General features: G+C 42.9%; 13 protein-coding genes. 3 read left to right on the plus strand and 10 right to left on the minus strand.

The annotated features are described in order from the left end of the window. Positions 1-12: 12 nt before the first annotated feature. The 7 genes from ABV001_RS10600 to ABV001_RS10630 all read right to left on the minus strand — a co-directional run bounded on the left by ABV001_RS10600 (position 13) and on the right by ABV001_RS10630 (position 7,444). Positions 13-2,646, minus strand: a complete 2,634-nt coding sequence (locus ABV001_RS10600) for a hypothetical protein (RefSeq protein WP_352422773.1) — start codon at positions 2,644-2,646, stop codon at positions 13-15. Continuing rightward, positions 2,640-3,506, minus strand: coding sequence for a GLPGLI family protein (locus ABV001_RS10605; RefSeq protein WP_352422774.1), 867 nt, complete (start codon positions 3,504-3,506; stop codon positions 2,640-2,642). The genes ABV001_RS10600 and ABV001_RS10605 overlap by 7 nt, the downstream gene beginning before the upstream one ends. Before the next feature lie 157 nt (positions 3,507-3,663). Next, complete coding sequence (locus ABV001_RS10610; protein WP_352422775.1) at positions 3,664-4,524, minus strand: GLPGLI family protein; 861 nt, start codon at positions 4,522-4,524, stop codon at positions 3,664-3,666. Then, positions 4,493-4,693 (minus strand): hypothetical protein, encoded by a 201-nt coding sequence (locus ABV001_RS10615; protein WP_352422776.1) that lies wholly within the window; start codon positions 4,691-4,693, stop codon positions 4,493-4,495. The genes ABV001_RS10610 and ABV001_RS10615 overlap by 32 nt, the downstream gene beginning before the upstream one ends. A 166-nt stretch (positions 4,694-4,859) precedes the next feature. After that, complete coding sequence (locus tag ABV001_RS10620) at positions 4,860-5,570, minus strand: murein L,D-transpeptidase catalytic domain family protein (RefSeq protein WP_352422777.1); 711 nt, start codon at positions 5,568-5,570, stop codon at positions 4,860-4,862. 64 nt (positions 5,571-5,634) lie between these two features. Then, positions 5,635-6,663 (minus strand): L,D-transpeptidase, encoded by a 1,029-nt coding sequence (locus tag ABV001_RS10625; protein WP_352422778.1) that lies wholly within the window; start codon positions 6,661-6,663, stop codon positions 5,635-5,637. Between the two features lie 97 nt (positions 6,664-6,760). Then, a complete protein-coding gene (locus tag ABV001_RS10630) occupies positions 6,761-7,444 on the minus strand; it encodes a B3/B4 domain-containing protein (RefSeq protein ID WP_352422779.1) in 684 nt (227 codons plus the stop codon). A gap of 171 nt (positions 7,445-7,615) precedes the next feature. On the opposite strand from ABV001_RS10630, the gene ABV001_RS10635 reads away from it, so the two are divergent. The 3 genes from ABV001_RS10635 (at position 7,616) to rny (ending at position 9,899) form a co-directional block, all read left to right on the plus strand. Then, positions 7,616-7,906: a coiled-coil domain-containing protein gene (locus ABV001_RS10635; RefSeq protein WP_352422780.1), complete on the plus strand. Its 291-nt coding sequence runs from the start codon at positions 7,616-7,618 to the stop codon at positions 7,904-7,906. Positions 7,907-7,926: 20 nt separating this feature from the next. After that, complete coding sequence (locus ABV001_RS10640; RefSeq protein ID WP_323424400.1) at positions 7,927-8,232, plus strand: cell division protein ZapA; 306 nt, start codon at positions 7,927-7,929, stop codon at positions 8,230-8,232. Positions 8,233-8,369: 137 nt separating this feature from the next. Next, positions 8,370-9,899: a ribonuclease Y gene (gene rny / locus ABV001_RS10645; protein WP_352422781.1), complete on the plus strand. Its 1,530-nt coding sequence runs from the start codon at positions 8,370-8,372 to the stop codon at positions 9,897-9,899. Between the two features lie 142 nt (positions 9,900-10,041). On the opposite strand, the gene ABV001_RS10650 is transcribed toward rny, so the two are convergent. The 3 genes from ABV001_RS10650 to ABV001_RS10660 all read right to left on the minus strand — a co-directional run bounded on the left by ABV001_RS10650 (position 10,042) and on the right by ABV001_RS10660 (position 14,811). Next, on the minus strand, positions 10,042-11,379 hold the full coding sequence (locus ABV001_RS10650) for a glycoside hydrolase family 57 protein (protein WP_352422782.1): 1,338 nt from the start codon (positions 11,377-11,379) through the stop codon (positions 10,042-10,044). 21 nt (positions 11,380-11,400) lie between these two features. Beyond that, a complete protein-coding gene (locus ABV001_RS10655; RefSeq protein ID WP_352422783.1) occupies positions 11,401-12,657 on the minus strand; it encodes a glycosyltransferase family 4 protein in 1,257 nt (418 codons plus the stop codon). 192 nt (positions 12,658-12,849) lie between these two features. Further along, complete coding sequence (locus tag ABV001_RS10660) at positions 12,850-14,811, minus strand: glycogen debranching enzyme N-terminal domain-containing protein (RefSeq protein ID WP_352422784.1); 1,962 nt, start codon at positions 14,809-14,811, stop codon at positions 12,850-12,852. Between the last annotated feature and the right edge of the window lie 40 nt (positions 14,812-14,851).

Genomic DNA, 14,851 nt, shown 5'->3' on the forward strand with positions numbered 1-14,851 from the left:
GCGGTGTTTTTCTTACCGTTTGAACCTAAAACTTAAAAGTACTTCACTTGGGCGCAGTTTATCTGTGCGTGTGATGGTGTTAATAGTATTGTAACTACTTGTAACATGCTTTTGCTGATTGAAAATATTCGTCCAGTCCAGACGAACGGTCATTTTGTTGAAAGCATATTGCAAACCCATATCGGCAAACCACAAATTTGTCACGGAAGAATTGGGCGCCTTATTGTAAAAATGCTGTATAGTGGATGAGAATGACAATTCATCGGTTACTCCCCAGAAGGCGTATAATTGATGGTTTATACTTGGAATATAATTTTCCACCGTTTTTTTATTGATACTCACTCCCGAAATGTACGCATCCATTGTATAGTCGAAATTCAGATTGCTTTTGGCGTTCCATCTTAGAGAGGGGGACAGGGCAAAAGAGTGGTTGACATATTGAATGGCCGCTCCCTGCTGTTCCATGATTGACCTGTTTTGGTTATATAGCACGCTTAAGCCGGCCGTCAGTGAGATGTCGACAAACAATTTGGTTGTAGCCAGCCTGTTCATCCAGAAATAGGAGGGCTTGTCCTTGTACTCCCACCAGGTAAAATTGTGATATCCCTGGATAAAGTTGGCGGGAACGAGATTGTTTTTCAAATAAGAATAGGCGCCTGTATACTGCAAGTTGAAAAAATGACCGATATTTTTGTAGAAGAAGCCCCAGTTCAGGCTTTCCATAGCGTTCCTTTGTAACTCTTCGATCCCTTTGGAGAAAAGATTATATCTTTTCAGCACATAACCTGTCTGCATCTGGTTCAAATCGCCATAACGGATGTTATAGGCATATCCGGCGTTCAATTTAATATTAGCGTTTGGTTCATAGATTATCCGAAACTGAGGATTCAGGTAAAGATAATCATCTTCTTTCTTTGAGTAATTTGTCCGCATATAATTGATGGAGGCTGATGAGGTCATTGTCCATTTCCGGTAGTTCAACCGATACGATGGTTCCGCATAGAGTCGTGATGTTCGCCAAGTCAAACTGTTGTGGAAGTTGTCTTCTATCTCAGGTAACGGCATCAGGACCGATTCAATCTCCTGCCACACCCATTCCATACCCGTTTTGATGGTGATAGAATGGTTCCGTTTCTTGTAGTTGAGTGTGGCATAGGTATCACTATAGCCATCATTGAATTTGACAGACTGATCCACCACCTTGCCGGGAAACGGGGAGAGTTCTTCAGGGGATGACAGGGTGAGGGATTGGGGAAGTCTTGTGAACTCTGTATTGTTACCCGCGCTTATTGAGAAATCTTTTATCAATTTCGAGAACGAAGTGCTGTTCTTCAGGTGTATTCGCGGCAAATCCACGTTTTGCCTAATCGTATGATCGTTGGTGTTGATATTGGCCAATGACTCTTTCCAGTGAATGTTCGCATTCAGCTTCTCTTCAAGGTAGTAAGAAGATTTATTTGCCGTGAAAGCCAATTCATTCTCCAGTTTATGCCAATTGACCGTTTGTTCCGTGTGGTCTTTTAATATGATGGAGGATTGATCTTCGAATCGGTATTCAGTCTCCATGTCCAGTTCCCGTTTTTCCCTTTCAAACCCCCAATTTATATTCAGGCGCAGGTCGCTCTCTTCTGCCACACGCCACAGTTGATTGAGCGATGTGATGGTATTTTCGTTAAACCGGGCACGGTCGCGTGTGAAGAACGAGGATGTGCCGGAAAGAGTGGAGAGTTGGTCGGGGATGCCTTCCGGTAACCCCGGACGAAATATCTGTCCCGGCTTTAACGTATGCATTTTTAATTCCATGAAAATATCTTTTCCGGTGTTGTTGGCTTTTCCTATCAGCATGGATTGGTTATTGCGGGCGAACCGGGCGAGTGAAGTGTTGGCATCGTACAGGAGCGGAAATCCACCCATACCGAAATCGAACGTGTGCAGCCATTTTGCCTTTGCGTCTTCCTTCAATTTGATATTGAGCGCGGCCTGTTCCGAGTCGCTGCGGTCGCGGAGCATTTTCACCGGTTCGTGGTTTTCATACACCTGTACCGTGGAGATATCGTTGGGTGAGAGGTTTTTTGTGGCAATGGAATAGCGCTGTTCCAACAGGTTCATGTTTTCGATGTAAAACCGGTTGATGGGTTTGCCTTCATATTGTACGCGGCCGTCGTTCTGCACTTCTATCCCCGGCATCCGGGAAAGTACATCGGCAAGCGTGCGGTCCTGGGGGCGCACGAAACTTGATATAAAATAATCTATAGTATCACCCCGCTGCTTTATCGGGGGTGAAGTTATTTTGACCTCCCTGAGCGGTATACTGCTTTCTTGAAGTTTGATATCTAATTTTTGCGTTTGGCGCGATACTTTTTTTTGCCAGGGAGCATATCCCAAACGTGATGTGGTAAGTAAAAAGTCTATTTGATACTCGTCCGGAATTTCTATCGTATAGAAACCTTTCTCCGTGGAAAAAGAGTAAGAGAGGATACTGCTTCTGTCTTCACTCATCAGCATCACATACACATCCGCTACGGGTTTATCTGAAATGCTGTCGGTGATAACTCCTGAAAGTTTCCGTTGGGCATTTAAAGGCAAGATTGTGACGGAAAACAGAAATAAGACAAGATATTTTCTGATATGTTCAAAATTTACCATGGTTCCAACGGTATATACGGTACACCACCTTTTTGCTTCAGTTTTTGGTATCGACTTTTTTGTTCTTCTGTCTGATAGATTGTACCGCCTTCAACATGAATATGTATCCTGATGTATTCCAATCCATCTTGATAAAATAATTTCTCTAATCTTTGAAATTCTTTTTTACTTACTTCACTGAAGCTCTCACCTCTGCCGGTTTCTACTGTATATATAATTGGGATGGGGTGTTCTTGTTGTTCAAGTCCGGTGAGTTGAAAGAGAAATAAACCATCTTTGTCCTCAGCTTCCAGAATTAATCCGGGTAATCCCCATAATTTCCAGGGCCCAAAACTGATAGGTATTTCCGGAGTGAAAAATGCCGTCCATTCTCTACCTAAATAGGTTCCTGTCGATTTTTGGCATAAATATCCGCCTATTTCTTTTTGTTCAGTATCTATTCTCCATATAGGTATTGATCGAGGTTCCTCATATGTGTAATATTTCATGAGGTTATCTGTAACATAGATTTTATCATCCTCTACTATATGATATACAACTGTTTTTGTGCCTTTTACATATTTTTGCATATTATCAACAATCTCATAGGCGGATAGAGATTTATCTATTCCCTCTTTCTTTATGGAGTCACGGGTCTGCTCATATCGGCTGTAAAATTTTGAAACTCGTTCCCCGATATCCAGATACATCAAGTCCGTTTTAGCATATTCAGTTTGTGCCGGGTTTGTTTTATAGGAAAAATCATAACTCGCCCGGACATATGCATGGTCTATTATTTCCTGTGAATGAACAGGAAGTATAGAAACGGCTATAACTGATAAAAGCTGCCAAGACTTTATATATAGATTTTTAGACTTCATAAAAGGTATAGGTTTATATCTTATTCAATCGCAAGATACATTATTTTAATAGGATTATATTCCGCATTATTGTTAAAAAATAAAAACGATTTTAGATGATTCGCTCGTCTGAAGAGACTCTTCTATTCTTGTGCATAATCCTGCTTCTATAATACATTTACCACGGTTCTAAAGGGATATGGGGAATAGAAGATTTTCCTTCTATTTTTGAGCCATCAGCCCTGGATGTTGATATGGTTTTTACTCCTAAATACACATCCATGAATTCATTATTGTCTTCGTGATATAGTTTCTCAATTTTTCTAAAAGAGGTTTTGTCATTTTTAGTATAGTTCTTTCCATCATGCGTTGTATGAACGAAAACAATGGGGATTTTGTCCTCTAAACTTTTCAGTCCGATCAACGTATAGTTGAAAAAATTATTTTCGTCCGAAGCTTGTATAATTAAACCCGGTAACCCCCACAATTTCCAAGGTCCTTGATTAATGGGAATTTCCAATGCGAAATAAACCGTCCAATCCCTGCCCAGATAGTGCGCTGTGGCTTTTTGGCAATTATAACTCGAAATTATTTTTGTGTCATTTTCTATTTTCCATTGCGGAATTTTAATGGTCTCATCATAATAGGTGAATAAAAAAACAAAATTAGAAGTCTCCGTTCTTTTTTTTTCGTTCTGAAGATTGTAATATACTGAACGGGTACCTCTTGGGTACCCTCGTCTTAGTTCATTTATTTCAAAAGCAGACAATCCTTTTTGCAAGCCCTCTTCTCCAATTGAATCCCTGATTTGCTCGTTTCTGCTATAGAATTTTGAAGCTTTCTTTCCAATATCCAAATACATCAAATCGGTCTTGGAATATTCTATTTGTTTTGGATCGGTTTTATAGGAAAACTCATAGTTTGCCCGGATGTAAGCGTGGTCAAGTATTTCTTGTGAATGCGCCAGCATTGGCGCACTCACAAGGACTAAAAGTAATACTTTTAACTTATCCGCAGTGATTTTCTTCAAGGTGATCATATACGACAAGTAGTTCATTAACAGTTAAATCCCTTGGAAATAAGTAGCAGGTGAGTGTTCCGCATGATGTTATAAAACATTCTGCAGTTGTTTGCACTTTCATTTCTTTTGCCGGCAAAAAACCGGACAACATAAATAAACCTAATCCAACTAATACAATTTTTTTCATGATTACAAAATTTTTAAAGTGAAACATAAATTAACTAAGTTCAAAAGAAAAACATTGTTGCGAGATATGTAAATATTTTTCATTAAAAAAAAGTTAAGCCGGTATAGGTATGTGGAGTTAGTTTGATAGGATATATGTGAGCAATTGGATGCATGGATTTCAACTTTTAGGAAGGATACGCAGTTATGCTGCTTGTCAGTACTTTACTGCAGGATAAATAATCCGGTTGATCGGCGTAAATGAACAGTAATGATCCTCCCTTTATGGTGTCGATGACCGGTTTTGTCAGTTCCCTGGGAAGGGCGGGACAACCGAAACTCCGACCGAGCCGTCCGGTAGCTCTTATCACATTTTCGCTGCAATAGTCGGCTCCGTGAATGACAATAGCTCGCTGCAAGGCTTTATCGTTGATGCCTTTTTCCAGCCCGTCCAACCGAAGAGAATAACCGTTTCCACCATTATAGGTATCGGTTGTACGGTAAAAACCCAATGAACTCTGGTGTGAACCGTCGCGGTTTGAAAATGATGTGGCGTATTTTTCCCCACTGTTTCGACCATGGGCTACATACGAAACAAAAAGGATTTCCCTTTTTGCCAGATCCAGCACATACATCCTTTTCTCGCTGGATGGTAAGCTGAAATCGATCAGGGTAAGCAAAGGATTATTGCTTTTATTTAACTTCTTATAACCCGAGTAGGCCAATTTGAACGCATCCAAACGTATTAATCCGTCCAGATTCATCTGTTCAAATAACTGTTGGCCCTCATCCTCAGGCGACATTGTACTTTCAATTTCCATATCCTTCTCTTTCCCGCCCATAGGGTCAAAAACGCTGATAGAGAATAATATAAGGAGACATAGAATTATTTTGCGCATATTGTATATTACGGAAATACTCGATGAGTATAATAAAATAGTATCCAAATATACATCTTTCTTCTTAATCAATCACGATCACAACTGATTGTTTAACAGTTGCCCAGTCGAAGACAAACTTTGAATGGGATGATGCATTCCTTACGCACATGTGGGAGCGGGGAATTGTACCCAGGGTGGGACTGGATTCGATAATGCCTTGATTGGGGTATTGGGTAGGAACACCATGTACATAAGCGCCGTTGGTAAAGCGTGATGCATAGGGTGCGAAACCGGCTAATTCGCTGGATCCGTCTTTCGTATAGAACATTTTCACTTTCTTTTCCTGTACTGCGAAGATTCCGGTGGGGGTTTCCTGGGCGTAGGGAGGATTATGTACACCTGTCGTGGCATGAGTCATACTGAGTATCTGCCAGGTATCATCTGTTTTTTCCAATGTGGAGATATTCTGGTTAGTGACATCTACGGCCACCACTTTATCGAACCGTGCACTATCACCCCATGATATGATGTAACGTTTAGGTACCAGAAATTCACCCTCAAATGACACACCTTGTACCTTCACCATGTCAGTCGTATCGTTATCCGGCAATTTCACAATCCATCCATCCCTTCCGTAACGGAGTAATGTGGTATCACCATCTGCGGAATAGAGTGGGGCGGATTGATAGCGCTCCACACCGAATTGATCCGAGACCCTTTTGTATTCATTCCTCACGAAATCAGCGACGGTAGGTGCTTCTTTATTCATATTCTTGTAATTGCTCAGAACGCCCCAATTGGCTCCCTCGGTCATCGCGTTTTCAACCACGGCGATCTGCTCCCGGATTTTCTCCCATTGAAAATGGCGGACAGTGTCTTTGTAGGGGTATTCATCGTCGAGCAGGTATTTGTCGTACCGGATATTTTTCTCTAACCGGATGTCCTCGCCTGTTAGTTCTTTCTTGATTTCTTCCTGAGGTTCTACCTCAATTGTATCAGGAGTGGTTTCGAGTTGATCATTGTCATGGGACTGCCTGGGTGTACAGCAGATAGCGGAAAATGCCAATATAATTAAGGATAAAAAGAAAAGTAATTTACCTGCTTGTCTCATAGAGGTGATGGGAAATTTATTTGTAAACTATAACAGTTTTTAAGGCCGAATGTTCACTCCTAATGTAAGGAAAGAAACGAAATTGGGAAAAGATTAATTAGAATGTGATGGAGCAACTTACGCTTAGTAATTTAGTCTCTATGTGCCGGGCTTCCGCATATTTCTTTAATAATTCCACTGAATAATTGGCAGCTTCCTGTAGTCCTTCCTTCCCGGAATAGCCGTTGATAATCATCAGTAAGCGGGTCGTGCCGGAGGTGATTTTCGTGCGTTCTTCATCGCTGGTGGGAGTACCAATGCCGCCTATCTCATCACGGTAAACAGGTAAGCTTTCAATATTGAGGAATCCTCTTCCGATCCCTTCGAATTTTTCTCCCGCTTCACCAACGCCCAAAACAAGATCACCCTGTATCTTCGCATCGTCGAAGCCTCCGATAGAGTAGCCGGTTTTTAGTGAGACAAGATTGATCAGGTCGACCAGCGTATCGATTTGATAAAGCTCCTGCCCTTTCAATATCCGACGACATAACGCCTCTGAGGAAGGACGGTAGCGATTGGGATCTTTCCCTAACTTTTTATATACCTGCCGTGTGGCATAAATGACCGGACGCCGATTGATATCTTCCATTTTATACGTGGAGGCGAACTGACTGTAAAAAGTATCGATCTCCTCCCATAACCCTGCATTATAAGGACTATTCTTGACTTCACATGCGATGGCGGTTATATGGAATTCCGGGCATACAGCCGCAATTTGACCGCTGATTGTTATATTCCTCATTTTATCATTATCCTTTATCTTTCTATCTTCCTATCGTAAGAAGCACATTATCCTCATATCCTCTATCCCAATCCCTAATTCTCAATTTCATATCCAAAGATACAAAATAAGGAATAATTATTTGTTAAACTCCATTTCAATGCTTATATTTGCGTGAGTTTTTGTTTGCATATGGCTGAAGAACATAATAAGCTGCTTGTTGATCTGGAGGTACGAATAAAACAGGTATTGTTTTTATGTGACTCTTTAAAGGAGGAGAATGCCCGGCTAAAGGCGGAAATCCGGTCCGGACGAATTCATTTGGACGAGACGGCAAAAGAGTTAGAGCAGTTGAAGGCAAAATATGATAGTTTGAAGATTGCAAGAACCATCACTGCCGCTTCGGTAGATGTGGACACTGCCAGGGAGAAACTGTCGAAACTGGTGCGAGAAGTAGACAAGTGCATAAATTTGTTGAAATAGTTTTCTGAAAAATTTATGTGATGGGCGACGAGAAATTTTTATTGACATTAGTGATTGCCGGCAGAAAATATCCACTGAAAATTAAACGGTCGGATGAGCAGGCTTTCCGTGATGCCGCCAAAAAGATTAATAATAAAATAAACCAATATCGCGTTGTGTATGGAGGTGAAAACTCCAACATGACAACGCAGGACTTTGTGGTGATGACAGCCATTCAGGCATTGGCAGAAAATTTTTCTCTTGGAGATAAGAATAATACGAAACCCTTTGAAGATAAGATAGATTCGTTAATCGGCGAATTGGATGATTATCTAAAAAATAACTAATCCTCTTGCTAGTCAATAGGATAGTGTGCACGCACCATTTATATGCATCGTTGGAGATGTGTGTAATTGAGTGCGATTTTTTTATGGAATAAAAGAAGACCGGTAAGGTTTTAATAATCAATTTAATAATAGACAATATGGAAATAGTGATAGGTGTTATCGGATTACTGATCGGAGCTGTTATAGCCTGGTACGTGACCGGTAAGATGGCCAATTCGCGGGCTCAGAATATCCTGAGTGACGCGGAAAAAGATGCCGAAGTAATAAAGAAAAAGATATTACTGGAAGCAAAGGAAGAGACGCTTCTGATGAAGACAGAAGCTGAAAAGCAAGCGAACGCACGTACATCCAAAATTCAGATTACTGAAAACAGGTTGAAACAGCGTGAGATGACGCTCAATCAGAAACAGGAAGAACTGAACAAGAGAATGAGCGAGGTGGATGAGGCAAAACAGAACCTGTCAAACCAGCAGGAGTTTCTTGAGAAGAAAGGAACAGAGTTGGAACGTCTCCACAGGCAATCGGTGGAAAAGCTGGAGACTATTTCCGGACTTTCTGCTGATGAGGCCAAAGAGCGGCTGGTGGAATCTCTGAAAGAGGAAGCCAAGACCGGTGCCCAGTCTTATGTGAATGAAATCATGGAAGAGGCCAAAATGACGGCCAACAAAGAGGCTAAACGCATTGTTATCCAGAGTATTCAACGGGTAGCGACCGAAACATCCATTGAAAACTCAATTACGGTATTCCATATCGACTCTGACGAGGTGAAAGGGCGCATCATCGGTCGTGAAGGCCGTAATATCCGTGCTTTGGAAGCAGCTACAGGTGTGGAGATCGTTGTGGACGATACTCCTGAGGCCATTGTCCTTTCCGGTTTTGATCCCGTCCGCCGAGAGATAGCGCGCCTGTCGCTGCACCAGTTGGTAGCCGACGGACGTATTCACCCGGCCCGAATTGAAGAGGTGGTGTCGAAAGTGAAGAAACAGATTGAAGACGAGATCGTGGAGACCGGTAAACGTACGGTGATTGATCTGGGCGTGCACGGCTTGCATCCTGAACTGGTACGTATGGTGGGTAAGATGAAATATCGTTCTTCTTACGGTCAGAACCTGTTGCAACACTCCCGTGAGGTGGCCAATCTTTGTGCCATAATGGCTTCGGAGTTAGGCTTGAATCCCAAGAAAGCAAAACGTGCCGGATTGCTGCATGATATAGGAAAAGTACCCGACGACGAACCCGAATTGCCTCACGCAGTACTGGGGATGAAGTTGGCAGAGAAATTCAAGGAAAAACCCGATATCTGCAATGCCATTGGCGCTCACCATGATGAAGTGGAGATGACCAGCCTGTTAGCACCTATCGTACAGGTGTGCGACGCTATCTCCGGTGCACGTCCCGGCGCTCGTCGCGAGATTGTAGAGGCTTATATCAAACGGTTGAACGATCTGGAGCAATTGGCGCTCTCTTATCCGGGTGTGATAAAGACATATGCCATACAGGCCGGACGTGAGTTGAGGGTGATTGTGGGGGCAGACAAGATCGATGATCAGGATACCGAAAAACTATCATCCGAAATCGCACGCAAGATACAAACCGAAATGACTTATCCCGGCCAGGTGAAGATCACGGTCATCCGTGAAACCCGTGCGGTAAGTTACGCGAAATAACGGGGGAGTGGCTCCCGGTTATAGAACAACCATAATTAGAAATTGAGAGTTTGGGTTTGTTCCCAAACGAAACAAATAAGAAAAGGGTGGATCACAAATAAATGTGTTTCACCCTTTGTATAGTATTGAAAATTTGTAATATTTACTTCTCTGCTTTTTGTACTTTTGGATTCTTTTCCACTAATAGTTCCTCGTTGGTTCCGATCACCTTTTTCAATTCCGACTGAAGACGTTTGATTTCCATCTCCTGATTATGGATGGTGGTAAGAAGTGCGTTCAATTCTTCGTTGTCCACCGTATCGGGATACTGTGCTTTTACACGTCCAATAAAATCACTCAGCACGTTCATATAATTGTTGAAGGCATCGTAAGGCGACATATAGGGACTGAACTGGCTTTGTCCGCTACCGAAATGTTTGGTGGACATATAGTGAAAATGGTCGCTGGTTTGCAGGTAGAGCCAATCCTGTTTAAGCCGTCGATCGGTACATAACCGGACCCTTTCTCCCATTTCGTATAGTGATTTGAGGGCACTTTGCTGTAACTTATTTCCTGTCCAGGCACTCAGGTCCCGCTCCTCGTCTGTCCATGAGATGGGGTTGGGTACATTCATTTCGCCGATTGGTTTGTGGAAATCCAATGCCTCTGCCGGTGTCGCAAAATTGATGTCATGCTCAAATGCAAAACGAGGCAATGCTTTGAAAAATTCAAAAATACCGGTATAGGCAGGCTGAATGTTACCCAAGGTCTCATAGTTCATAAAAAGATTGACAACTTCTTCTTCGGGTGCGCTGCCGGCAATCCATGAAATGAATTTTTCTGCCGTCAGTGGATACTCGTTCCAGCTATAATTAGAAAAACGATAGGTGATGTCATCACTGAAGCGGCTGTTTTTAAGCAATAGTTTCAGTTTGGGTTGTGTAGCCGACTGGTAGACGTAATTCGGACTTTTCCATCCCAATATATGCTTCGCACCCTCAGTGATCATTTTGGTATAGCCCATATCGTATACCATCTCGCCGATCTCGTCGGAGTAAATCAACTCCGTATTGCGTAATACGGTCGGTTTTTGTTCGAAAAGCATCTCTATCCTTTCAGAATGCTGCCTCACCTGATTACGGAATTCTTCCGGATCGTAAAGGCTGACCAGTGAATGGGCGTAGGTTTCGGTCAGAAATTCCACATTACCGGTTTTGGCAAGTTCACGAAGCCCGTCTATTACCTCCGGCGCATACACCTCGAGTTGTTCTAAAGCCACTCCCGAAATGGAAAAGGCTACTTTGAATTTTCCCTTATATTGATTCACCAGGTCGAGTAACATGCGGTTGGCAGGGACGTACGATCGGCCGGCAATCTGCTGTAGTATATCTTCGTTGGCATAGTCATCGAAGTAATAATGATCCCTGCCGATATTGAAAAAGCGATATCTTTTTAGCCGGAACGGTTGATGGATTTGGAAATAAATGCAAATTGTTTTCATATTGTTGCTGGTTACTTGATTTTACATAAGACTATCATAGATCCGGCGGACTTTCCATCCGGCATCTTCCCACTTTATATTGTCCACTTCTATCTTTCCCTCTACTTTCAGGTGTTCTGCCATTGCCGGATAAGTACATATGGAGTAAATGGCATCAGCCATTGCGTCTACGTCCCAGTAATCGGTTTTGATGACATTATTCAGTATCTCAGAACAACCCGATTGGTAGGAGATAATACTTGGTACACCACATTGCATTGCCTCAAGGGGCGATATTCCGAAGGGTTCCGATACGGAAGGCATTACATAGACATCGCTCGATTTCAGCATCTCATATACTTGTTTACCTCGAAGAAAGCCCGTGAAATGGAATTTATGGGCGATGCCACGGTCGGCTACCAGGCGGATCATCTGGTCCATCATGTCGCCACTGCCCGCCATCACAAAGCGGATATGGTCAGTTTTTTTAATTACCTGTGTGGCAGCATCCACAAAGAATTCAGGTCCTTTCTGCATAGTGATGCGTCCTAAGAAAGTAACCACTTTGTCCGATACACCGGAAATCCGTTCAATGGCTTCTATTTCAGGACTGAGTGGTTCTACCGCATTATGCACTGTGGTCACTTTCCAATGAGGTTGATGGTAGTTTTCAATTACAGTGCGCCGTGTCAGATCACTCACGCAGATGATGTGGTCGCAGTTGTCCATGCCGTCTTTCTCGATTCCATAGACGATCGGATTGGGTTTGCCCCTGCTGCGGTCGAATTCGGTAGCGTGTACATGGATGACCAACGGTTTACCGGTCACGGTTTTTGCATGCAGTCCTGCGGGGTAGGTGAGCCAGTCGTGCGAATGGATGACGTCGAAACCATAAGTGCGGGCAATCACGCCTGCCACGATAGAATAGTTATTGGTTTCCTCCAGGATGTTGTTGGGGTATCTGCCCGAAAATTCGATGCATCCCAAATCGTTGGTATGCATGTAGTTGAAATCGGCATAGATATGATCCCGTAAGTGGTAGTATTCCTGTGGATCCATGAATTTTTCCAATCGTGGTTTTACGGTTTCCCATGGTACATCCCGCCAGACGATGGGGGTATTGTTGGCTCCTATGATCTTCATAAAGCTCTGGTCTTCATCGCCCCACGGTTTGGGGATCACAAAAATGGTCTCCAAATCTTCCTGTTTTGCCATCCCCCTTGTGAGTCCGTAACTTGCCGTCCCGAGCCCCCCTAATATATGCGGCGGGAATTCCCATCCGAACATTAATGCTTTCATATTTATCTTATTAGAGCAAAGAATAAAGAGTAAAGAATAAAGACTTTACTCACTATTTGTCCCGATTTATCGGGATTATTCTCATTAGCACATTATTTTCATTATTCACATTGACTTCGTCCATTTTCTGTCGTCACTCGACAAAGCTCAAACAAGTTTGGCTATGTGCTCGTTCCTAAGAAAATTGGCACATCATTTCCCGTTTTCTAACTCTTCGCTGTACCTCTTAATGATCCGTTGCGCCCTCAGCAATTCACCCACACTCATGGCAAAGGAATATCCTCCATGGGCGATAAATGGTGGGTGGGAATCGTAAAATTCAGAGATGCTTCCGATACAGTCGTTTTGTATTTGTCCTTCCATCTCCACCATGATCCTGTCAGCCAATGATAATCCACTCATATTGAACAGGTTCAAGTAGGCTTCAATATAATGGCCGAACAGCCAGGGGAAAGACATTCCGTTGAAATAGGCGAATTTTTTTTCATTTTCCGTTCCGGTGTAGTGAGGTCGGAATTTGTCACTTTTCGGGGTTAATGAACGGATACCACAGGAAGCGAACAGCTCTTTGGTAATAAAATCGATGACTGATTTTTTTTGGCTTCTTTCAAGGGGTGAATAGGGAAGCGATACGGCAAAGAGCATATTGGGACGCACATCCGGATCTTTATGATTCCCGTCGACATAATCATAGAGATAGCCGGCAGGATTAAGGAAGACCTCTTTGAATGAATTACCCACTGAGCGTGCACGTTCTTCAAAATCAGAGGCCACTTTGTCTTTACCCTTTACCCGGGATATTTCTTCAGCGAATTTCAGTGCATTGTACCAAAGGGCATTGAATTCTACCAGATAGCCTGATCTGGGTATAACCGGTTTTCCGTCGATGATCGCGTTCATCCAACTGACAGCAACATCGCGGCCGTAGGTTGATAATAATTCAGTTTCGTGGTCCAATATCAGATTCGGATGTTTCCCGGCAGCGATATAATCGATAATTTCATAGAGGAAATCACTGTATTTTTCTAAGAAAATAGCTTTCTTTTCTTTCCAGAATTGCTGAAGCGCCCATATCACCCATAGTAATACGTCGGGATCGGAGATCTGCTTCAGGTTGCTTTTAGATGACTTGTCCTCCATAAAACTTTTCAGGTGAGGTATAGCCGTATCCATCATCAATTCGAAGTCCTGCGGTTTATCCACTGAAAGTGTACATCCCGGGAGAGCGATAAACTGGTCACGAGCGCGCACTTTGAACCAGGGATATCCTGCCAGAAGGTAATATTCATCCTTTTGAGGTATATAATAAAACTGATGGCTGGAGTTTTTGAGGCAATTATAGAAACAGGACCGGGGAGTTCTTTTATTTATTTCATAGTCAAATTCTTCTGCCAGGGTGGAAGTGTCTACCATAATGTCTCCGGTGGAGAATATGATTTCTTCGCCTTTGGCAATAGACAATTCGAAATAGCCGGGCACATAAAGATCTTCCTGGAATGTGTCGCCGCTCTGCAAGTCCTGCAGATATTCAACGTCGCGGTACCAGTCGGGATGATAGACAAATTCCGGTTTTTTGTTGAATTGCATGAACAGTTCGGGATAGCCGAAATACATACAGGTACTGATGCCGTTCTCCACTTCTCGATAAGATTTATCTACCTGGTCGTTTTCCCGTGTGAGTTGGGAAATTTTCCGGAAAGCCAGGAAAGGTTTAAAACGGATAGTGGTGGGTGAATGGGCGTCCAGCAATGTGTAGCGGATCATTAACCGGTTCTCCTTTGAGGAGAACATGATCTCCTTCGACAGAATCACTCCCCCTACGCGGTAGATAGTTTTGGGCACGCTGTCGCAATTGAACTCCCGGATATATTTGTGTCCTTTCGGATTGTAATTGTCCCCGGCATAGCGGTGAATACCCAGGTTAAATTCTGCCCCGTGCTGTATAACCGTTTCGTCAAAAGAGGAGAGGATGAGATGATTCTCATCGTCAAGGTAAGGTACGGGCATCACAAGAAGCCCCTGGTATTTTGTTGTATTGCAACCCGATATAGATGTATTCTGATAAGCCCCCCTTCGATTTGTTCTCAGAACATTTCGGTATAGAGAATACTCCAGGTTAATCATCAGGTCCTTGTCGAATTTCAAGTAACTCATCGCTGTATAATTTAGGGTAATGGTGTGCCGCTTAATTCCT

Source organism: Proteiniphilum sp. (assembly GCF_040307845.1).
GTDB lineage: Bacteria > Bacteroidota > Bacteroidia > Bacteroidales > Dysgonomonadaceae > Proteiniphilum.